Origin of the sequence: Paenibacillus chondroitinus NBRC 15376 (genome assembly GCF_004000765.1) — a bacterium.
GTDB lineage: Bacteria > Bacillota > Bacilli > Paenibacillales > NBRC-103111 > Paenibacillus_E > Paenibacillus_E chondroitinus.
In genome coordinates, this window is record NZ_BILW01000002.1 from 55,158 (window position 1) to 77,854 (window position 22,697).

General features: G+C 36.0%; 18 protein-coding genes. 2 read left to right on the forward strand and 16 right to left on the reverse strand.

The window, feature by feature from the left end:
- Positions 1-550: 550 nt before the first annotated feature.
- From PCH02S_RS02750 to PCH02S_RS02800, 11 genes are all read right to left on the reverse strand, one after another.
- Complete coding sequence (locus PCH02S_RS02750) at positions 551-883, reverse strand: hypothetical protein (protein ID WP_127449859.1); 333 nt, start codon at positions 881-883, stop codon at positions 551-553.
- A 52-nt stretch (positions 884-935) separates the two neighbouring features.
- Positions 936-1,187 carry a hypothetical protein gene (locus PCH02S_RS02755; RefSeq protein ID WP_127449861.1) on the reverse strand — a complete coding sequence of 84 codons (252 nt, stop codon included), beginning with the start codon at positions 1,185-1,187 and terminating at the stop codon, positions 936-938.
- Positions 1,188-1,775: 588 nt separating this feature from the next.
- Entirely contained in the window at positions 1,776-2,624 is an 849-nt protein-coding gene (locus PCH02S_RS02760; RefSeq protein WP_127449864.1) for a hypothetical protein, read from the reverse strand.
- Positions 2,625-2,778: 154 nt separating this feature from the next.
- Entirely contained in the window at positions 2,779-4,410 is a 1,632-nt protein-coding gene (locus tag PCH02S_RS02765) for an ADP-ribosylglycohydrolase family protein (protein ID WP_164819413.1), read from the reverse strand.
- Positions 4,411-4,417: 7 nt separating this feature from the next.
- Positions 4,418-5,101 carry a DarT ssDNA thymidine ADP-ribosyltransferase family protein gene (locus PCH02S_RS02770; protein ID WP_164819414.1) on the reverse strand — a complete coding sequence of 228 codons (684 nt, stop codon included), beginning with the start codon at positions 5,099-5,101 and terminating at the stop codon, positions 4,418-4,420.
- Positions 5,091-6,509 carry a 3'-5' exonuclease gene (locus tag PCH02S_RS02775; protein WP_127449869.1) on the reverse strand — a complete coding sequence of 473 codons (1,419 nt, stop codon included), beginning with the start codon at positions 6,507-6,509 and terminating at the stop codon, positions 5,091-5,093. The genes PCH02S_RS02770 and PCH02S_RS02775 overlap by 11 nt, the downstream gene beginning before the upstream one ends.
- A gap of 383 nt (positions 6,510-6,892) precedes the next feature.
- Positions 6,893-7,402, reverse strand: coding sequence for a DUF1643 domain-containing protein (locus PCH02S_RS02780; RefSeq protein ID WP_127449871.1), 510 nt, complete (start codon positions 7,400-7,402; stop codon positions 6,893-6,895).
- Positions 7,403-8,548: 1,146 nt separating this feature from the next.
- Positions 8,549-9,481 (reverse strand): TniB family NTP-binding protein, encoded by a 933-nt coding sequence (locus PCH02S_RS02785; protein ID WP_127449873.1) that lies wholly within the window; start codon positions 9,479-9,481, stop codon positions 8,549-8,551.
- On the reverse strand, positions 9,462-11,429 hold the full coding sequence (locus tag PCH02S_RS02790) for a Mu transposase C-terminal domain-containing protein (protein ID WP_127449875.1): 1,968 nt from the start codon (positions 11,427-11,429) through the stop codon (positions 9,462-9,464). The genes PCH02S_RS02785 and PCH02S_RS02790 overlap by 20 nt, the downstream gene beginning before the upstream one ends.
- A 21-nt stretch (positions 11,430-11,450) precedes the next feature.
- Positions 11,451-13,016, reverse strand: coding sequence for a TniQ family protein (locus tag PCH02S_RS02795; protein WP_127449877.1), 1,566 nt, complete (start codon positions 13,014-13,016; stop codon positions 11,451-11,453).
- A 199-nt stretch (positions 13,017-13,215) separates the two neighbouring features.
- Positions 13,216-14,094, reverse strand: coding sequence for a helix-turn-helix domain-containing protein (locus tag PCH02S_RS02800; protein ID WP_127449879.1), 879 nt, complete (start codon positions 14,092-14,094; stop codon positions 13,216-13,218).
- A 96-nt stretch (positions 14,095-14,190) separates the two neighbouring features.
- Here PCH02S_RS02800 and PCH02S_RS02805 point away from each other — a divergent pair, with 96 nt between their 5' ends.
- Positions 14,191-14,466 carry a hypothetical protein gene (locus tag PCH02S_RS02805; RefSeq protein WP_127449880.1) on the forward strand — a complete coding sequence of 92 codons (276 nt, stop codon included), beginning with the start codon at positions 14,191-14,193 and terminating at the stop codon, positions 14,464-14,466.
- Positions 14,467-14,486: 20 nt separating this feature from the next.
- Here the strand turns inward: PCH02S_RS02805 and PCH02S_RS02810 are convergent, their stop codons facing one another.
- Positions 14,487-16,208 (reverse strand): TniQ family protein, encoded by a 1,722-nt coding sequence (locus PCH02S_RS02810; RefSeq protein WP_127449882.1) that lies wholly within the window; start codon positions 16,206-16,208, stop codon positions 14,487-14,489.
- A gap of 412 nt (positions 16,209-16,620) precedes the next feature.
- On the opposite strand from PCH02S_RS02810, the gene PCH02S_RS02815 reads away from it, so the two are divergent.
- Entirely contained in the window at positions 16,621-17,088 is a 468-nt protein-coding gene (locus PCH02S_RS02815) for a GNAT family N-acetyltransferase (protein ID WP_127449884.1), read from the forward strand.
- Positions 17,089-17,252: 164 nt separating this feature from the next.
- Here PCH02S_RS02815 and PCH02S_RS02820 read toward each other — a convergent pair whose 3' ends face one another.
- From PCH02S_RS02820 to PCH02S_RS02835, 4 genes are all read right to left on the reverse strand, one after another.
- A complete protein-coding gene (locus tag PCH02S_RS02820) occupies positions 17,253-18,833 on the reverse strand; it encodes a DUF5050 domain-containing protein (RefSeq protein ID WP_127449886.1) in 1,581 nt (526 codons plus the stop codon).
- Between the two features lie 745 nt (positions 18,834-19,578).
- The gene (locus PCH02S_RS02825) at positions 19,579-21,081 is read right to left on the reverse strand and encodes a hypothetical protein (RefSeq protein ID WP_127449888.1); all 1,503 of its coding nucleotides are present in this window, start codon (positions 21,079-21,081) and stop codon (positions 19,579-19,581) included.
- An 11-nt stretch (positions 21,082-21,092) separates the two neighbouring features.
- Positions 21,093-22,139 (reverse strand): nucleoid-associated protein, encoded by a 1,047-nt coding sequence (locus PCH02S_RS02830; RefSeq protein WP_127449889.1) that lies wholly within the window; start codon positions 22,137-22,139, stop codon positions 21,093-21,095.
- A gap of 115 nt (positions 22,140-22,254) precedes the next feature.
- Positions 22,255-22,500, reverse strand: coding sequence for a hypothetical protein (locus PCH02S_RS02835; protein ID WP_127449891.1), 246 nt, complete (start codon positions 22,498-22,500; stop codon positions 22,255-22,257).
- Positions 22,501-22,697: the final 197 nt, after the last annotated feature.

The window sequence follows — 22,697 nt, forward strand, 5'->3', positions numbered from 1 at the left end:
GGCAAAAAAAGAAACCATGCAAGCATACATGATATACTTTGACACAAAGTAACTTCGCTTTCGCTGCGGTCGGATACCAATTACAGCCAGGTGAATCACTAACGATGCAAGTCTGGCTTTTACAATGGCTGTCTAAGGGAACGTACCATCTAATTAAAGAAATTAGCTTTGATGATAGCGTTAGCGGTAAAAATGTGTCAGAAAGAATCAATACACCTGATTTTGAACTAAAGTGATCGTCAGGTAGTTGTAAAGTAAGTATCCTTTCGCTAAATGGCTATCGTTTATTTAATTTGACAGCAGGAAGCGGCTGTCGGAAAACCGCGGGGTCACGCTTCGCTATGAGATATTAGTTCTTGTCTTTTAACGGAATAATCGCGATTCAATTAACGCAGAACGCAAGTAATTAACCGCCTTTTCATAGGGTGGTTTTCTTTTGGGCTAAAACAACATTTATAATTAACATAGCCTAATCCTTAAATATAACGGATATTAATTGTTAAAGCTTAACTAAAGAACAGTCGACATCATACAAGATGTCGACTGTTCTTTATAAAATGATGTCGCTTTCCCATTGAATCTCTTCTCTCACCAAAAGATCAAACATTAATTTAATAAAAGTTGACTTTGTATTAATCAAAAAATCATCACTAAAATAAATATGAGCAATTAGGGACAATTCTTTTAATCTTTCGTTTGGCAAAGCACTATTTACAGATTGGACAAATGGTTTATACATATTATCATTAATAAGTGCAAGCAATTCATCATTTCTGATATAAGAGAGTGTCTTAGCTTGTGATTCCTTAGTTAAGGAAACGAAATCTTTTACCGATAATCCATTAACTAATAATTCATTAAAACTCTCACTAAAATTGTCCATAAATCTCCCCCCAATAAATATATTTAGGAAGGATGTATATAATCATTTAAATTTACATATGTAAGTCGATTGTTGCCCCGAGAACTACGTCCTTTGCGTTAAAGCTTTTATTATTCAAGAATTCCACAAATCGATTTACTAAATATTTTTCATTTAGATCTGCTTTATTAATAGTTTTGAACTCCACCACCAAAGCTCTTAGTTCGTCTATGGATAAGTCCTCTTTAATATGAATAACATTTAACTTTTCATCGAGATCTTTTACAATGTGAAATTTTTTAACTTCAGTATCCCCGTTGATCATTTACAAAATCCTCCTTTTATTCGATAAAGTAAAATATATCAGAAGTGATTTAATAGCGCAAAAGAATTTTCTCGTAGCTAGCATGCTACAGACACCCAATGGTGCAGGTAAATTGGTTTGATGTTCCTTGCGGTTTTGGAGAGCTTGGAAAGCTTCATCAACCATTGCCTACTATGGCACGATAGACGAATCAATATACCCATTTGCGCGTTTGACATAGTGCGTCTCCTTCAACCTTGTATAACTTGAAACTCAAAAAGCGATCAATTTTACTATACAGCATTGCATTTCAGGAAAGATATCGAAATTGTCTGTCTCAATATAATCAGCACAAATAGCTCCTCTTAACATTCCTGTATCCGCAGATAACTTTAATTATTTACTTGCACGGCGCTGACGGATTATCCCAACGAACGTTATAATGATTTAGTTCTCACCCACATCTCCTAAAAAATAAGCCAGTGCGAATGCACTGGTTTGGTTAACCCACTAAATCAAATAATAAATCAAGTTTCATCCACTGTTTTTTTGAAATATGCATAATGACCCTAAATCACCGTGTTGTAATGTTAATTGTTTTTTTGCACTTTAGGCAAATGATTTTTCAACTCTCCAAGAATTAATACTATTATTAAAATAGCTTAATTCTTGTTTAATATTAGGAATGAAAGTGGCTAAATTTTTTGAGAAAAGCATTCCTGTTTCATACATAAATTGAGAAGATGGTTTCCCACCATTATCATATTGGTAGTTCACCAGAGTTAAACTTGATAGCATCTCTTTAAATTCACTAACTTCATCTCTCATTTTATTCTTATAAAGCGGATACCATATTATAAAGTCAATTTTAGCATCATTCATGGTTTTTATGGCATTTGCAACATATACGTAATCCCATAGAAGAATGTTATTATTAGGATCCTTGAACTCTCCCTCCAATTTTATATTCTTCCAAAATGGATCAATAAAGACAATGTCCGGTTTACATTTCCTACTTATTAACTCTTCCAAATATTTAAAACCATCGATATTTTTGTAATTCACATTCCAGCTAGCATTGTTTATATCATTTATTACATTTGTATATTTTTCTTTTTCTATTTCACAAATATCCATAATAATATTATGCTTTAGATTAATTATCTTGTTCAAGTGTTTGTAAATATGTCCCCAAGACGAATAATAATCAAAATCATCAGATATTTTAGTGGGGAAATTTTGCAAATTTATATAATTAGTGTTCAAGCAATTAACTTCAAAGTTCTTCAATATTTGGTAAATCCCATCTTTCCCGCTATTAGAGGAGCCTACTCTCCCTTTCATAACAGAACCATGCGTTTCAACGTAATGCAGTTTCCCTTTATTTTTAAAAATTTGATCAATTAATTCGATCAATACAGCATGCTTCCATACGTCACCGAAATTTCCCAAACTCATTAAGACACCTCTCAATAATAAAAATTCACATAACCCTTTCTAATCAAAACTACTGTCATTGCTCATTCAAATATTACAGTAATCAATTTGTCATACATCTAAAGAAATAAAAAACGCAGGTTTTATCTGCGCTTTTATAGTTAGATACTTCCTACTATTTCATTTTTGATTTTATGAATGCAACTAAATCTTGTACTGATTTTTCCCCAAGGCTCTTACTTACATATTTTGTAACCATCAAATTCAAATCGCTCGAAGTTACATCGGAAGAAACCGACTCTTCTTTTAAAATTTCAGAAAAAATATTAAAAACGGTACTTACTGTTACTCTTGGAGGTAGGATTTTACTTAAATATTCAAAATCTTTCCCGTTTAAATTTATAAATATTTCTTCCGCATTCTGCTTTACATTCACAATCGGCTTATCCGCTTTAAATTCATGATTAACGTCGATTTTCTTTATTACTTTAACATAAAAAGTTTGACCTTCGACTGATGAGAACTTATATGTATTTACATCAATTTTATTTGTTGATGATTTATTATTGATTTTTTCAATCAGTTTTAACGAAGAAAACGGTCCAAATGAAAATTCCTCTTTTTCATTTTTTAAGTTAGTAATTTTTTCTTTGAACTTTTTATTATCTGACCAATGCCATAATCTCTCATTTACGTCTTCGTAAATTGTTTTTCCCATATTATTTACTAATGTTCTCGCATAACTATAATCTTGAACTAGAAACCATTCGGGTTGGATCCATTCCGTTCCATGTATTGCTCCAAGTAAAGCACCAGCCATTGAAGCGTTAGTATCTGTGTCTGCATTGTCCATTGATGCCAAATCCATAATGGCTGCACTTGGGTCAGCCGCGTACTTAGAAGCCATATAAATGGCTACTAACGTTGCAACTGTACCTGCTCCACGAGTTTTCTTGTCAAAGCAATTTAATTTTGTTAAGGTATCCATTTTCGAATCAAGAAGCCCTCTTTTGACAGCTTTTTGAGACAATTCTAATCCCACAACTATTTCATTAGCAGTTTCTTCCCAAGTTTTCATATATTGACCGTTAGTGATGTTAAAAGCTGTATCTTGCCATTCCTTTATATTATTCACTTTAGGAAATTGGGACCATCTAATTTTATTTTCAATTAAATATGCAATTAACTCCCCATAATCCAATGAGCTCTCTTTCTCCACTAAATAGTGTAATGCCCAGGCATAAACAATTGCACTTAATAATGCCCTAGGATGTCCATGGGTAGCAATTCCATTTAAAAACACTTGATTTGTTAATTCTTCTATTCTACCTCTACAGAAAAACACGTGCGGCATGATACGCATCGTAACGCCATTTCCACCCGCTTCAAAATATCTTTTAACATCATCTAGATTTTGTTTATCAACTTTCCACGGTGGATTCCCACTACTCCAAGTGTCAGCAGCCCTTTTTGTTGCTCCGCCGCCACCTCTTTCATAAACCAGCCAAGCGGGCAACTCGACTTTGACGAAATGTGAAAACCAATTTTTATATCCCAAACTTCTTGCTGTAGCAAATATTAATTGAGTATCATCGCTATAAGAGCCAGCAGAAATTTCTTCTTGATGAGGCTGATAACGTCCTCCACTTTTTCTATTCCAAGAAATAAAGTTTTTCTGTATAAAATCTTTTTTGTTTGTATTCATTCCACGATCTTCATACACCCATCCAAGGGCATCTCCAATCATTGCCCCTAGCATGGAACCCATATATTTATCAATAGTTTGAACTTTATTTTGTGAATGCATTATTCCTTCATTCCTCTCTATAGAGTATTTCTGAAGGTACTTGCCCATTTCGAACCATTGCACTCCAAGAAACCTCAAAAAGATCTGGTGCAATAATAAAGGTTAGATCATCCGGCACACCTTTAATAAACTTTAATCTTGCTTTTTCCTTCCTAGCTTGCTCTTCATTTGGTACAACCAAACCTAATATATCACTTCGAGAAACATTTTTATAAATTAAAACTTCAGCTTGGTCATCTGTCGCACAACAAGAGAGCATTCTTTGTGTTCTATTCATTGGTCTTTGTCCTTGAACCGTTTGATTAAACATTCCTGAAAATCCTTCATAACCTTCTTTGATGTACACTCCTCTTCCGGCTGCAGCATTTCTATGACAAAAAAGAGTGGTATCATTCGTAACTAGGTAGGGGTTAATCAAAATTATAACCCATTCAGTGAATAATGGGTCATTGTTTTTTATATTTCTTAAATACCATGTGTTAGGATACTGAACTGTGCAGCAAACATAATCTTCTTTTCCATCCAATCTTAAAGGGTCATTTTTACTCAACAATTCTATCTGATCATCTAGTTCTGTATTTGCAACGATGCCTGATTCTTTGGACAAAATATGAGGTAACTTATTTGATTTGGTAAAATGACAAAGTCTGGTTATACCCTTTTGCTCTAAAAGTTGTTTATTAGTTGTCATAGCTGTCCTCATCATCTTCGTGATATAATTCTCTTTCTCTAGGGAGCAATTCAGTTAATGCACCTGAGTATGAAATGTATAGTTCTGATTTTGCTCTGGTTACTCCAACATAAAGTAACTTTATTTCTTCACTAAGCGCTTCTTCATAACTTTCTAAAGCTAGAATTCTTTCTTCGGCAGGTAGCCGTAAAGAATTACAATATGGTAGGATGACGGTATCAAATTCTAATCCTTTAGCGGAATGATACGTTCCCACAGATACTCTTGGATCGGAGAGCCACCTACTCATTTCGCCGTATAACTCCTGAATCGGATATATTTGTCTTACTTTGTTGATAATTTGATTAACCGTTTCACGATCTCGCACTAATATCGCAATCGTTCTTGTTCTATTGTTACGAATTACATTTTCTATAAAAAAGTCTAGCTCGTCCTTTTCAGAGTTGAATTCCAATAACGCAGGTTTAGGACCAGAAGCTCGAGAAAATTTAGGTTCAATTAAATCTGTATCTTCATGAAAATACTTCATTTTTGAGATCGCTAATCCAAGTGAAGCAATCTCCCGAGTATTTCTATAATTTTGTTCAAATCTCCATATTCTGGGATTAACTAAACCTGCGGATCTCCAAGAAATACGGCTACCGTAAATTTGTTGAGCAACATCACCAAAATATGTTAAGCTTCCATCTTTAGGTACAGCTAATGCCAACGAAAGGAGCATCATTGGCGAAAAATCTTGACCTTCGTCTAGAATAATATGCTTATACATTCTTTTGGAACTATCTACTTTTAATTCGTCGCATACATGAAGTGCTAAATCTTCAAAATCATATTTATGTCCTTCTTCTGCCCGCAACTCCAAGTATTCGAGATACACATAAAAGAAATATTTTCGATTAGCTCTAGCTATCCACGTCCCGCTTCTGCCAATACGTTCTACTGATTCATATTGCTCTAAAGTTCGAATCCCCATCTTTTCAAGCCAGCTTATCTCTTCGATAAAGACCTCGGAATTTCTTTCAAGCGTACTAACATTTGGATTTTCAAATCTCACACGTGTCAATGCTTTTTTTATTAAATCGTTTTTAGTATCTGATGAGGCGATAACTCCCCAACCCATTTTATTTCTTGAATTTAGATATCCACGTGCAAATTTGTGATAGTTTAAGACATCCACATTAGAGTATCTACTATCAGAAATTGACTTCAAGTAAGTAACTAGTGCTTTATTAAAAGTAACGAGCATTACTCGCTCGCCTGGTTTGCAATGTGTAGACGCTAAATAAGCTGATCGTAAGATTGCCAACGTTGTTTTACCACTTCCTGCTGTACCCAATACTACAAAGTGACCCTTTTCTGGCAAATACAAAACCTCTGACTGTAAACCTTCTGGTACGGGTAATGACATCTAAAGTCCTCCTAGTTGTAAATTCTCGTGGTTAATTCGAATCATTCTATAAAAAATATTCGATAAATAATAAGAAAATATGACTATTTTTCACCTACGATAAAACATAACATAATCAAATGGTCGAAATTTGTCGTTAATTGACAAGTCAGCAAAATTCCTTCCATGAATAATAAAAAAACATAAAAATTCAAATAAAAACAAACCGTCTGGTGAACAAACGGTTTGTTTTTTATTGATTTTTGTGCCATTTAATAGTGGTTTATTCTTTTTTGCGGCATATTTAGGAAATAAATCCTTAAAGAATGAAAATTATAAGTGTTGATATTCATAAAAAGAAACATCCAGTCAAAATTGCCACAGCAGCTGTAAAATTTGTTTTTTTATTTTTCAAATTTAATTACTTTTAAATCCTGAGGCTCCTTTTTCTCCTTTCTCATAATTCGTAGCATATATGTTGCTTGAGTTGGACTCCGGTTTTGATTGTATCTAAAACAAACCATTTTATATTGGAACTCTTCAATTAAATCCGATAACTGTAATGCAGCAAATTCTCCCTTTTCGCCCCAACCAACAATGATTTCGCTTCCCAGCTTAAGAGCTCTTCGGACATATTTCTTATTTATTTCATCAAAGGCTGAACTATACAATCTTAATTTAGTTGATTTTGGCTCAATAAAGGAAATAACATTGACTAAAATTAACGTCCCAAACCCATTTGCTTTAGCAAAATCAACCATAAAATTTGAGGTTGCATCAGACTTTATATGATTGGCTTTACTAGGATTTAGAAGCAAAGCGGTTAATATCGGTTTTGTTTTATCCCAAGAAATTCTGAGATAATATCGCTTTGGAGATGACATAATTTCTTTAGGGAAACATATTCTACTCACCAAAATTCCTCCTGTAGTGTATTTTATTGAAATAGATCTTCATGTACCTAGCTTCCATCCATATTGCGTTTTATAGGATATTATGCTATTTTTAGCTTATCGGAAGCACCGATTAACCGTGAAGAAGGGTTAATCGGTGCTTTTATTATTTTGTAGAAAAAGGATGATATTTGATGAGGATAAAAAAACAACGTATTGCAATTGAAACGGATAGCAGATTACATCTATGTCTTATTAATAAAGTTAAGCTTGAAATAAACGTTGCAGGAACTAACGAATATGTAGGTTGTATTAGCTCCTTTGATGAAAACGTTATTTCTGCAGATCATATTAATTTTTTGCGTATGAACTGCAAGATATACCTATCAAAATAGCAAAAAATATAAATACTCACCGTAAGTAGCCATCATTCTATAAGAACACGAAAGATTCGAAGTACGGATTTCTTAACATCCATTGCCTTCACACATCCGTAGTCTTCGGTGAAATTGCGAATCGAATAACGGCGTTATCACTTGCATCAGGGCTTACTGGATCAAGCGGTCATCCATACGGTTGAATATCATCCGCCTCCGATTTGATTTAGGATTTCCAACAGTTTGACTTCCATCGGTCTGTTAGTTCCTGATTGAAGTTCCTTCTTCCCGATTTCACATCGTTCCCATCCGTGCACTTGTAGCTCAGCTACCGTCATGTTGTCTGTGCTAGGGGCTCCATCGTTTTGTTTAACGCGTTTGAACGCGGCTCTGAGGTTAAGTCCCTTAAGCATCCGCTTCTCTTTGCCGCGAGGCTTCATGTGAAGTTTGCTGCAGTCGTTGCTCACTGTTCAGACGCATCGGTTTCTCCTCTTCTTTAAGTCAGCTTATCCAGTTTTCAGCGTCCCGTACTATGGCGTCTGTTGACTCCTACAGGTTCGACGTTATCCTTTGGGCTACGATTACGAAGTTACTTCACATTTTTTCTGTAGCCTCCAAAGATAGGAACGATATCTTTCAGCCTGCAGAATCTACCTCGCGACAACCCCCCTTACACTTGGCTAACAGTAGGCGTTCGGGACTTCCACCCTAATGATGACGTCCATTCCTGGCGCACAAATATAAAAGCCAAGCAATTAAGCTTGGCTTTTTGAAAGGGACCCTCACCGATTTACGTTAAAGGAAATTTTGATAATGAGAAGTCTTCGATAAGGAAGGGATTAACTGTTTTCCCCATACTTACGTGTGTGTAAAGTTCGTATGCTCTAGCAAAATCGGCTAGTTCAATACATTCCGCTTCACGATCAATTGCATATTTGGCTGCTTTTCGTATCAGCTTCATAATGGAATCAATGGATCCCCTCGTGGCGTAGTACATTCGATCACACATTAACTCATCTGCGAGCATTGCAGGACTAACAAATATTTCTGCAAGTTGTAGATCAATTTCATGCATCAATCTGCGAAATGTTTCTACCTCACTCTTGCTATGATAACCGAATGGCTTTAAATTGAGTCGAATGGGAAAGCGCCGACTTAATTGAGGATTGTAATCTAGTACCAAACTTGAATCCTCCAAGCCAAACAAGACAAAGGGTACTTTTGTCTGATTGATCAAAGATTTGAACCAATCGGAAATTTTATAAATCACTTTCTCCTTGTCGCGATCAACAAAATGCTGGAACTCATCAAGTAAAATGAGCTCCACTCTATTAAGACTAATCAAATTCACGAGTCTGTTATATTTTTGTGATGACGTACCCCTGTTAGGATACTGATCACCTAACTCTGTGAGTAGCCTTTCAGTCAAATTGATATGAGATGCCGGACTCGGAACGCTGGCATAAAGAATTACACGAGTTGAAGTTTTCATTCCATTTACCGTTTGACTTTCCACTTTATTAAACTTGGCGATATACGTCTCATAAATGGTCGTCTTTCCAGCACCAGAATCCCCATAGATAAGCACAGACAACGGATCTGACGAATAGGTGGATTCATGATGAACCTCTTCGATAAAATTCATCGCTTTTTGGAATTGAGGATGAATAATCCGAAATCCCTCAATAAACCTAAACTTGTCCTCACGCGTTAATGTTTGCATTGTTTACCGCCCCCCATTCTGTTTGTTCTTCATTGTAATTGAAATGCTTACGAACTAGATTCGCCATCTTCACATTTTCCTTCAGGGCATCAATTGCATTAGATGAAGCAATCTCTGCTGACGAAGGCTGAAAGTGGGCAGCAGCTCTAGCTCCACTCGTTCTTTTCGACTCACTTTTAAGTTCAGCCATCAATCTTGCCTTTGAGCTGTTTAACTCCTTCCAGGTTACTTCTTTCTTACGTTTGTTAATATCACGCACAAGAAGTTTATGGGTAAACTCTTGCAATCCTTGGCTATAGTCTTGGTCAGAACAAGGTACCGTGATAAACGTTCTATTCAACTCATTATAAACATGAATTTGAGATAGATCTGAAGGATCATACTTAAAATCAACGGTGTTGATGCGTTTCTTCATTAACTCAAGCTTTAATTCTTGTAAAGCTTGGGAGTTATAAAAAAGGTATTGATATTGAATACCAGGACGTTGAATAGTGGATCCTGTTTTCAATTTCCCTAAAACGATATCCCATTTTTCAGAATCGTCGAGAAATGCTGGACGCCCATGTTTCTCAATATGATCCCTCCATAGCTTTGCAGGCGAACCTTTAACACCCTTGTTGTATTGTTGAGAATACTCATCAATTACCCAGCGGTGAATAAGATAAATAAGTTTTTTGTAACCCACAATCGCATTCTTTTTTGGATCGTAATCTTTCTTATCTACTACGTTTGAAAATGTAGTACCCGGCATCTGGTGGATAAGTTGCTGGTTAAGCGTTCGGAAAGTGCGCTCCACTTGACCTTTAAACCAAGGTTTGCGCGGTGGACAGAATTTCACATTAATTCCAAGCTGTTTGCATGCATCTAGCAATGAACGGCTCCTAAACTCCTTGCCATTATCCAGCACTAACAATCTTGGCACCCCGTACGCTACCCATTCATTTTTAATCTCTGGGTATAATTCCTTAACATAATACTTGGATGTCATCATATGCCTCATAGTTTTCATCACCGACACATAAGAAGGTGAGTGAAATGCTACATATAAGCCAATTAGGTTTCCCGTCGCTTTATCTATTGCAATTGTAATCCAAGGTCTACCCAGAGGTAATCTGGTATCATCATCAACTACAAACAAATCAAGTTTGGTATGATCCATTTCTACTTCTTCCAAAGGGATTGTCGGTTTCACCCTTGTATTAACAGAACTTAACTTATCAAATGCGTATTTCTTTCCTTCTCTTTTCTCTAACAATTCTAACGGGTTTCTTGCCGCAATACGCCTAAGAACTGTATTGTAGGAAGGCATCTTGATTTTCGTTTCCTCCGTTCGAAATTTGTTAATATTTTCAATTGAATCTCCAAGCATCGCATAAGCATCTTTACCGGACGGTTTTTCTCTTTTTGCGTAAAAACTATCCAATATGCCATCGATCTTCTCCTCCACCTCGTTCGACATACGATTTCCCGTGCCACATTCAGCAGTATTGGGAACCAGTGCCGTGATATCTCCGCCACTAAATACAAAAGCATTGAACCACCGCCTTAGTGACATTGCGGATACTTTATTCCCAAAGAGTTCAAGTTCTTTTTCCCTGGCATCAAAATAACGAGACATTTTTTGACCTGCAAAAGGCAGCAGCGGTTTTATTGCATCATATCGCGCAGCAGCAGTCTTTCTCTCAGATTCGGGGAGCATCGAGTAATCAACGATTTTGTTTTCACGTACCCCTGACGACTCCAACAAGCTTGTTGCCGGACCAATTGGCTCGAACTTTAATGAGCCATTCTCATGTAACAGCATCAAATCCTTCAGGTCATATAATACTTCGCTATTACCAGTTAAGTTCTTGATAATAAATTTACCTGGCAGATGCTCTCTCGAAATCTCAAATACGCTTTCATTCATCTTAAAACGGACCCCTTTTTCAATCATCACAGTTTGCATTTAAATACCCCTTTTCTTTTGTTATTTGTTCTTTTTAGAACCAATGTAATTCATAAGCTCTACACGGTTGAGTTTTACATCTGCGAACCTTTTGACCTCAGTGTCACAACAACAGCTGATATTACCGGACAAAACTTGCTTTAGGACGTTAGCAAAACTAGAGTGATAGTGCATTTCCCTTAAGAGTTGAGAATCAAAAGGCACCCCTTTTGACTTGTCTGAAGTTTCCTTAACGCATACTTCCTCGAGTTCCTTTAGCAATCGGTTAATAGCACTTGGATGAAATTGACGTCTTCCAAACACATCTTTCCCTGGACCATGCTCGATGGGCAGTAACTTCATATCACTTAGTTTTCTAATGATGTCACCTGTAACACCAAGCATCATAGCTGCTTCTATACTTGTAATAAACTCTTCTCTTCTCTTGGCATACTTCTCAACACTTTTAATTTCTACTAACGTTAGCTTGCGCCGCCCCACCTTTCGAGACATAATTTCGAATACCCCACTATCCACTAGCTTTTTCAAGATGACGTCATCACATTTCAATATTTTCCTTGCCGCTAACAAGGAACAGTAGCGAAATTCTTCTGGCTGTAAAATGTATTTCATTCGAGTGAACTCCAAATTTACAGTATTGTGAAAATCAATATAAATTTTCTTGTGCGCTGCAAATTTTTCTAAGCAAATGATTTTGCCGAAAAGTTCCCTCTTTATCCGCATATGCCTATTGCTTGATCGATTAATTTCAATTTCATTAATGACCGCGGCAAAATTCGTATTTGGAGACATTAACAAGTGATGTGCTACAGTAGAGAGATAAATAATCATTAGGAGGTTGCGTTTATCTCCCCTTAGTAAGCTGTAGTTCGCTTCTCCTAAAGTGACAGAGAAGTATACGAATTGCATGTTGGCAAACGGCAAGCCATCCAAAAGCTTTGATAGTAAATCGAGCCCATTAAAGTAGTCCCTCCCTGTAAGTGTAATGCCCTCTTCCGTCACCACTTCGTTAATTTCATCCGCTATAAAGCCTTGAATAATTCGTTGCGCAGATAAAATGTCTTCATTTGGCTTATCAACTTCGCAAATGTCGGCGTATTTAACCCCACATATGCATCCACCTCCTATCAAATCATTCATTCTGATAACTCGATTGCAACCAGTACAATTCTCAATTAAGAAACAATCGTGTCTCAAGCATACCCCCACCATACTCACATCCCACACAAGTCGATGGTAATTAGCTTCCATTAGGCAATGCGGGCAAAACTTAACCTTTGACTGATAATAGTGTTGCCGCCTTTGTAGAAGCGTGGATGAACCACCAAATAACAACCCATCAAACTGATTTAGGGTAAGGTTGTCCACATTCTCATAATTTTGCTCTTTCAAGATATTCACAATCTCACTATTCCAACGGTTTTTCTCTTGGTAATAGTTAAGGTTCGACCTGTAGTCGAAATGACTACCTTTTCGATTGATGAATGTCTGTAAAGTCTGATGAAAGTTTGCCTTTGCAAGTCGTTGCGCAAGACTCATAAAACTTTCACCAGGTTGCACTTCTGGAATCAGCTGTAGTTGACTCAATTGTGTTCCCTCCTACTATATGCGGCTCGCGGACAAATCCAATGAATTACAAGATTTTTTTTTTGACCGCATCAGCTTTCATAAACAGCATACATCCGGATATTGAAAAACAACTTTTCAATTTCTCTGCCAATATTTATGGAAATGCAAAAAAGGAGCGTAGTTACTACGCTCCCTTCAAAATATGATTTAGTTTTGGTTAATCATGATCCTTATTTTTTTTGTTCTGATACTGCAAATAATTCAGAAAATCTAAAATTCGCTTCATGCTCGTTTCATATCCGGGCTTATATGAAGTGAATACTTTGGTTATGTTCTCAAGTAAATTAATGTATTCTTCGACAAACCATGCAGTTGGAAAATCTTCTGGATTCAAGAGTCTTTTCGTTAACGTTTCAATCTTCCCAAGAATAATATTTGTGTTCTCGATGCCAATCTTATCTGATATTCGTTCAATGGACGATACTATGGAATTCAAATGATTATTTTCATCTTCTTTTGAAATTCGGGTAATGGCGACAATTATTTTGTTTAATGCTTCATCTAAGGGGGCAGCGTCCTTATCACTGTATTGGTCACTGTACGCTTGCTCATCCCACTTGATGCCGTGAAATAATTCATCCCTTTTAATGCCTAACCGTGCTTCTATCATAGCTACTGTTTCTATTTTTATGGAGGTACTCCCGTTAATTATATTTGAAATTGCCGCGTCTGAAATTCCCAAAATACTAGCGGCATTAGCCTGGCTCAATCCTCTTTTCTTTAATGATGCGCGTAAGTTTTTTCCAATATCCTTTTTTATTTCTTCATATGTACCAAAAGATAATATCTGAGGTTGCTCGTTGTTATCAGCTTGAAATAATTCATGGATATGATTCGCCTCCATTTCATGACGCATATCATTATTACCTGAGAATAGATCAATTTTCAAAATGATATTCTCAAAAGAGCCTATAACCCCATTAAAATCATTCTCATATGCTGCTGGATACATAACATATATATGTGCACTTTCTTTTTTCATCAGCTCAACCAAATCGTTAACAGATAATAGTAAATTTCCCCCAACTCTTAACAACAGTCATCACTCTCCATACTTATTATTAGTAGTATGATAGTTTTTCATTTGAATTAAACTTATATTTAAGGAAATAAATAGATTGGAGGTGAAAATATGAATTTATTAAACTTTTTGAAATCCAATCAGCATTTTATTCGTCTGGAAATACCTATTTACAACAGAAAAATTTATAATTTTTGGTTTGCTGAAAGGACTTTAATTAATCAATTTATTGGGTATATTTCTATAAGTTTCGAAGAGGGTATAGTGAGCAAGTACACATTACTAAAAAACCATTCTTTCTTAGAACCAGATTGGTTTGTTTTACTTTATAAGGTGACCTTAGAAGAAGTAAATAAAAAGCATCGTTTAAAAAATCTGTTCAAATAAAAAAGACCGTTTGCACGGTCTCAGCTAGAAACTAGTAAGGCTCTAGTTTCATTAACATCTACAATATATTTCTTTGTAATTCCAGGCAGCGCTTCATGAAGAACTCCACTCCATATTAATTTTCTCAGATGGAGAATAGTAACCTTAAACATTGAGGCTGCCTGTTTTAAATCAATATATCTTTTTTGAAAATCTTCAATTGTCTTTTTATCATACATTTTGATTTTTCTATTACCTAACTTGGATTTTTCAAAACTAGCCTTAATAACCCCCCTCTCTTCAAGCGCATCTATTGTAGAAAAATCCATTCGTAATAATTTTAACAATTCGCTTTTCGTATATCCCTTCCTTTCATACTGAAATTTATACAAATCATTCATACATCTTTCCAATTCACATGATTGGAAAATTACATCGGTGAAATTACCTCCCTTTTTTATTCTAAACGGCTCCAGTTTGCTTTCTCTTATGAAGATCAACAATCTCACCATGCTCAGTCCACATTGGGAATATTTTTTTAATGCACTGTAAAAAGTAATGCCGTTGTCAATAGATTTAATTTCACCAGAATATTTTTCAAGGAAATTTACTACTTCATTTTTACTTAAAAACCAGCGCGCCTTTGGGTATCTCCTAAGAATCAAAAAGCCAGAATCAATGATTCTATTCATTTGCTCTTTTCCTATTATCCCCAAGATTGAACTTGCCTCATCTCGTGTAATACAATCTTGATCCGCCACGTCATTTGTTAATACAACATTGTCATTTGCGGCACAGGCTTGCCTCTGTTTACGTTGTTTTTTTAAAACTGGAACCATCTTTTTAGCATGCCTAACGCGCGCTTTTGTCGGTTTGTCCATAAAATTTTGGACTTTTCGGAGAAGAATTTCGCACTTTGAATTGGACGATATTTTTTTAGCCATTTGCATCTTTGCATGCTTATACCGATTTGGTAATTGATCAAACTTCTTTTTAACCATTTTTATATTTTTGGGAAAATCAACAAATATCCAGTAAACATTTCCGTATTTATAACATGACATTTCATTATTTAATGTTACGTTCTTTTTATAAAACGGTTCAATCACAATTGGTTTTCCAATAAAACTAAGATTGCCTTGAAGGAAGTAGCTACAGCTTCTGGCTAATTTTAAAAATTCAATCAGATTCAGTCCTTTTAATGCCCCCCTACAAATAAACTCATTATTCAAAAGCTCATTTTGTATAATTTTTTGGGATTCTAAAAGATAAGGATCACTAACTTTATTACCAGATGCTTCATAATGACAAAAACCACACCATTCACAAGCACCAGTCATCAAGCCTCCCAGAGTAAGTCTTCTTTGACATCCCTGGCAAGCATCCAAAAGCAGCTGCTCATGATCCAAACAAATTGTTACTGGTTCAAGCATCCAATTTATCTTGTGATATGCGTGCTGTTGAAAGCACTCTGGGCAATATTTATGCTGATTACGAATAACAAACTTATTGTAAAAAATGTCGCCAAACTGATTACTGAAATATTGGTTACTCATTTTACGAAGTCTATCCTTACCTATACCAGTAATATCCTTGATTATCTCTATCACGGAATCGGCAAAAACATTCTTTTCTAATTCTCTAACTCTCATCTTCCACTCGGATAATAGGCTTTCCATACTTGCATAAAAATTAGCTCTTGCCAACCTGTAAATATAACTAGCTAAACTTTCACCTGGTTTTATATCGGGTATAGCATTCATTTGTCTGATCACCTCAACCTAATATAAGCAGGCGAGCGTTTTTTATGATTAAATTACAAAAAAAAGCACGAAAGAAGCGCATTCCTCCCCTGCTTTTGTTTAACAATATATGTAAATGCATCGATGGTTGTGTGCAGTGCTACCGCGCGGCAACGGCAATCCTATCATCAATAACTAACTTTCTCATTTTGAGATAAAATTTTAAAAATTCCGATTTTCCTTCTTCCATCTTACTTTTTGAGATCGTTTGCGTAAAAATCCAGCATTTGAGTCTATCATGTGCTGCATCAGCTCATAAAATAGCTAAGAATATTTGAATGAAATCGCTGCTCCTTGGACCTTAGAATTGCAGGAATTCATACAATTAATTAATTTTGAATACTATTTTACATACCGAAAAGGGGGAATTATTTTGGAACGAATTACATGGCATTTTCCGACGGCAATGTCGTCAAAGAAATTGACTCATGAATTAGAAGAACAGATATTTTATCAGTTAGCAACTGAGTTCTCAGACCTACTAAATAGAAATGTCCGGATCAATAATGATTTGCCTATACGTTTTGAGGATAGGAGCAGCACTAATGTTTTCTATCAAGCCAAACAGTTTCAATTAACCATTTTATTAAATAAAGAGTCATATCTCTTTGATTATCCCGAACCCATAATTAAAATATGTTGGTTTACAGTTCAACCGCAGAATCAAGGTTTAGGGACAAAATTGATGAAACATTTTCTTCGGACTCTAAGCGAAACGTCTTATGAACGAGTTATTTTGGATACTCGTGACGATGAAGGTCGTCGTTTCTGGCGTAGGCTAGGATTTAATCCATCCTCTGAAAATTGGCATTTAAATTGGTTTTTGAAGATCCCTCACTAATAGTGAGTATTTCCGTTCGACAGAGCCGCTCGGTTAATGAGTGGGAGCCACAATGTTAAAGAAATAGAGCCACACTCACAGCGAAGAGAGCCACCCCGATCTGAGGTGGCTCTCCCTTCCTGTAAAATTGAGCTATCGTTATCCATTAGTGGAACTCGCTTCGTTCAACGAATAAATTTGTACGAGGAATCCTTAAGGGATTTGATTAAAACCCCATTATCGGACGTGAGTATGCCCGAAATAGGGTCCGCTACTTCAAGGACCAAGCTGCCCGAAGCGTCTAGCAGTGCAAGTCCGTAGTCATCGTTTTCGTGAAGCTTGCATACGAGCTGTCCATTCAACACTTGTATGCTTACGACAGGAGTTGTCCATACGAGTGGATCTTCCTCGTTCGAATCCGCTTTATAAAGCTCGTATAAGTTATTTTCCTTCTTGGTTGTGTAAAATACGTTGCCGTTGATGCTATCAAACCATGACACCGCATGTTCGGACAGTTTCATTTCCCCCGCCCCGTCCAACGCAGACGAATATAAGACTTTGTCCTTGTCTTTTACATAGTATAGCTTGTTATTGATAATTCGGAACCAGTTGACACTTGTGTCGACGATCTTAGTGCTTTTATTCGTTTTCAGATTGATTTTATAAATTTTATTTGCGTCCGATTGGTCGCGTGAAGCCAGCACGTACACATCATCTCCAATGACGGTTGTGGAGGAATCAGCGCTATATCCCTCGCCGCCGTTGTACGTGGCATGTGCACCGTATTTCACGCCTGGATCTCCGACACTCATATGGTTTGTCTCATCTAGCCCTGGTGGTAACAAATACAAGTTGCCACCTTCGAACACCGATGCTCCAAGTTGGACGATTAATGTTCCATATTTCGTATCGCGGAAATCGAGATACCCGTCATGTAATATCTCCGCTTTCCCATCGTCAGCGATTTTCACGTACCCGTCCCCACCCATAATAGCTCCCCCGTGGTGATAGGTAAACCACAGCGTGTTGTCACGGATTTGAAAGGATAAATCTTTTTGCAGCCCTTGATAGGTTTTGACGTTATACGAATAAATTTCTTCCTTGTTGGACGGCTGCTGCACGGGAGCCCGATATACATGGTTCGTAGTGTCCGTTGTCTCAACAAAATAGTAATACCCCTTGAAAAGGGCGACATCGTTCTCACCAGCATATGTGGGAAGTCCGACATTATTCATCTGTGGGTTATGGGAAGTGATGCTAAGTCCGCTGGTATTGTCCCAATTGTAATCCCATCTGAAATCGTCATGCGCGAAGCGCCATGTCATAGGGAAATACGTGACATCTCGGAAACTTAACAAGGGATACTTTTCTTTTGTGTTATCAATTTCCTTGCCGTTGATCGTAACGGTCGATGCGGGGACCTCGGCTGTGTAGATAGCCGCATTACGATGATCTGAATTATATGGCACATATGAGGAGGTCACCTGGTTTTGCTTAATGTTCAAACCTTCATCTGGTGACCATTTGGCTTCCAAGCCAAGCAGTCTAGTATCATACCACGTCATCGGAAAGTAAGTGATATCGCGATAAACCAAGAGTGGGTATTCGCGGAACTGATTTTCAACCTTATGACCGTTCAAGTTTACCTCGAAGTCTGGCAGCGTAACCCTCACGCTATCATCTGCAGCTTGAGTGCTCCCCGCAGGCATCAATAAACTCATGCATAATGAAAAAACAACCGAATATCCAAATAATTTTTTTCTCATCGTTGCTTCCTCTCCTCTCACATAACTAGACGCGAGCAAATTGTAAAAAGTTTCTATTTTTTTTGAAATTAGCTATATAGTTAGTGCGATTTTGCCTAATGATAATCAATTGGTATAAAGATAAAATCCTTTTACATTAAACACAAATTGACAAACTCCCTGGCTGTTGTAAACAGCTAGGGGGTTTGTCTTTTGCCGAGTCTTCTGCCTCTTAATTTAGTCCCCCAAGTGGCTCTGAACATTAACATCATGGCTCTGTTTTATTAACAAGGTGGCTCTCACAGATTAACCCAATGGCTCTCTTCAGCTGAAATATTCAAATAGTAAACCAATTCCATATGCTGATAAATAAATTTATACCAGCAACATACTTTGGACAATTCTACATATGTAATTTATTGTTAACACCTTAGATGTGTATCCTACTTACAGCGTAAAGAGGCTGCCAATTAAGTGGCAGCCCCTCTATTGTGTTCTCATTTTTTATCTCTTCTGAGGATTCACAGCATTGGGTTGGCATCGGCAATTATGTTAAAGTGCTGCCTTATTGCTTGATACCGAATGAGCGGAAAATCGGAGTCAATTCCCTGCGATTTTGGACAGCTTGTAAATGAAACTCTTTCTTGTGACAAATCTCGGCGGCGAATTATTGTCGTGAATGGTCTAGTGATATCAGCACGTCAGACAAAGGAGATTTTTCGTATTCCAGGACAAAGCCGTTAGCTTAAATAAAATTTAATACTGTTTATTTATATATACTATCAATGACGCTCTGAGTATTAGGATCATTTTCACCAGTTTTACTTATTGTTGTTTTAACTTTATTTTCTTCTGGCTTGTTATTTAATAATGAATCTGGAAGAAAACAAGATGTGGCAGCGGCTCCAATCATTAATAAAACTAAAACAGCTATCAAATTACGATATCTGATTATATATTTTTCAACATTTTTAACTGCTGGATATATATATATATCCTTAATGTCTGTAAGATCTTTTTCAGCAACTACAACAAACTCTTTTGTATATTCACCATAAACACGTTCAATTTCTTCGATCCTTTCTTGGACGTAATTCTTATTATAAAAATATGAAATCGTAAATACTGCCGCATGTAGAGTAAATGCAACTATTAAAAACAATCGATCTCCTTTTGATAACCCCAAAGCACCAGAAAAGACCGCAGTCACAACACCAATTAGTGATGTATTGATGTAGGCGAGTAATTTGTCCGATTCCCCTTTTAAATCCGTTGCATATTTATGTGTTTCTTTTACTACATCTTTCCGATCGGTGAAAAACTTTTTAATACTATCCTGAATGTATGCCGTAAAATGACTGGATATTGTTTTTTCAATTTTAGGAATAAGTTCGTCTAATTTCTCCGTTGAATCGCTTGTTCCTAAATAAATGGTTAAAATATTCCTGGCGATTTCAATTTTATCGTTATAATGCTTTTCCTCATATGCAAATTGAAATATTTTCTTATAAAATATTTTGGCATGTTTTACACAAAATTCCGTAGAAAAATCAATTTCAGAATTTTTATGCCCACGAATAATTACCTTAGTATCGGAAAATTTATTGGATAAATAAATCAAGCTAGCTAAAAATAAATTTCTATCAAACCATTCCTTAAAATCATCCGATATATTTAGAAATTCGTAAAAATTAGGAATAAAAAAAGAACGAGTTACGCGAGATGTGTCTTCCCGAATTTTTATTAATCTTTCTAGTTCTGAAACGCTGTCAACATCGAGATCGGCAGCATAATTTATCTTGTTATTTTCAATCGGAAAAAGCTTTACGTATGAATTCGAATATTCTTTCTCAATCGGAATATAAAAATGAATACTTTTGCGAAAGTTAATATTTTTTATAAAATTTGTATTTAACACATCGAAACTTTTGAAAAAAAACTCTCTCTTAAAAAATACAAATGTGTTCTCATCCAGTTGAAAACGCTGTTTTTTATTAATGGCAAGTGTTAATTGGGCATTTTCATCTACATTAAGGAAATCAGATACACGGTTAAAATTTTCGAAACCTAAGTTTTTCCCCTCACAGTTAACTTCAAAGCTAATTTGTGAATTGTGCAGTACACTCGCATAATTTCGCGATAATTGTTTTATCGCATCGATTGTAACCTCATAATGTACTGTAAAAACCTCCGGGTTTTCAATTGCTTGAATCTCGGAGGCTTCCATTTCTTTCATGATTGTTAAAAAAGTATTTAACAATTCATTCATAACACTGCTCCCTAATGCTTAAATTTTTCTTTTAATTCAACACCTACGATTCGAATAACAGTTGTTTTAGTACCATTATCTTCAAATTCATAATCCAATTTGACCTTATTGTTGTTGTATCTAATTGGGAACTGAATTTTAATATCATTATCTTCGTCAGCATAAACCGCAACCGTAGGCTTCTTATCTGCAGTAAATATAAAATGAAGATTCTCTCGCTTTTCCAAGAGCTTGTCCTTATATCGATCAATTTTTTGTCTCAGGTCAGCTTCACCGTGTACATATGTTTCAAATAAACTTTCCAAATCTCTATCTAAGTCAACAACTTTTCCAGAGAATAATAGCCGGTCTACTTTAGTGACAAAATCCAGTTTCTCTGCTGTTGTGGAAAGCATTCCTTCTTCTACGGCAAAATCAATAATTGTTGAGTCCACCAACTCAGTCATTACTTTATCATCAACGAATATTTTTGCTTCTAAAAAATTTGAAAGGAAGTATTTTGATATTTCGCCCGTATTTTGCTGCTTATCCAGTACGCGAAGATGAACTTCCTCATTCCAAAGATTATTATCTACTTTAATAAATGCGCATTTATGCAGCCTCTCATTTACACTTGGCAAGATATCTTTTTGTACAGTAAAAGAAAATGTGGAACGATCAAGACGGATTGCCTTATTCGGATCCATTTTTAGAATTGCTAAATAACGATTATCTGTTCGTGAATCAATATACAAAATAAAAATCAATGCTCCGTTCGACGCAGCGCCGCTCATGTTGTTAAATAATGATTGTGTCATATTAATTGTATTATCTACAAATAATTTATCATTCGTCACATCATTTGAGATTTCAATGGTATCTACAAGGACTGAAGCGTTCTCGTAAGTAAAAGTGCACATTCTTATTTGTTTTGTTTTCAATGCGTTTTCTATATGCTTACTAAAAAAGTTTGTCACTTCGGTATCCGCTAAATTAATTACTTGAGGAAAAAAAAGAGGAGCTGCGTTTCCTAAATTTAAATCATGTGCAATCATTTTTTCAATTGTTATATAGGACAATTTATGATCTCTCCCCTGAGAATAAGCAGTTGATTACAATTTACCACAAATTCCCTGTGTCGGATATATACTAATAAAAAAAGGCGGGCAATTCCCCCCCCCCCTCCAAAAAGTATTATATATTTGAAACATTCAAGTTTTTAAACCTCCCCGTGAAATCACATACGCCATCCCAATGACCTTCAGTAGATGCTCCTTGTATTTTGGGATTAATCAAGGCATATAACAACTGAGTTGCAGCATCTTGATCATCTTTAGGTATTTGGTACTGGTCAGCAATTCCATCTACTAAGTCATCGTCAACGAGTACCTCGCAAATTACCGACACTTGTGCTAATACAACTCTTGGATTTTTCATCATATTTCAACTCCTATTTTGACTTGTAACGATTTATTACATAAATAAAAAAAACGTGCCCTGCCATTAATTTCATTATCGACAAAAGCTCAGTTGTATAATCTATTCACGGAGCGGGAAACTGTTATTTGCATTCCTTTCAATAATACTATGACACTTTCTTATACTTATGAAATTTGTTTTAATGTAACAATACCCTT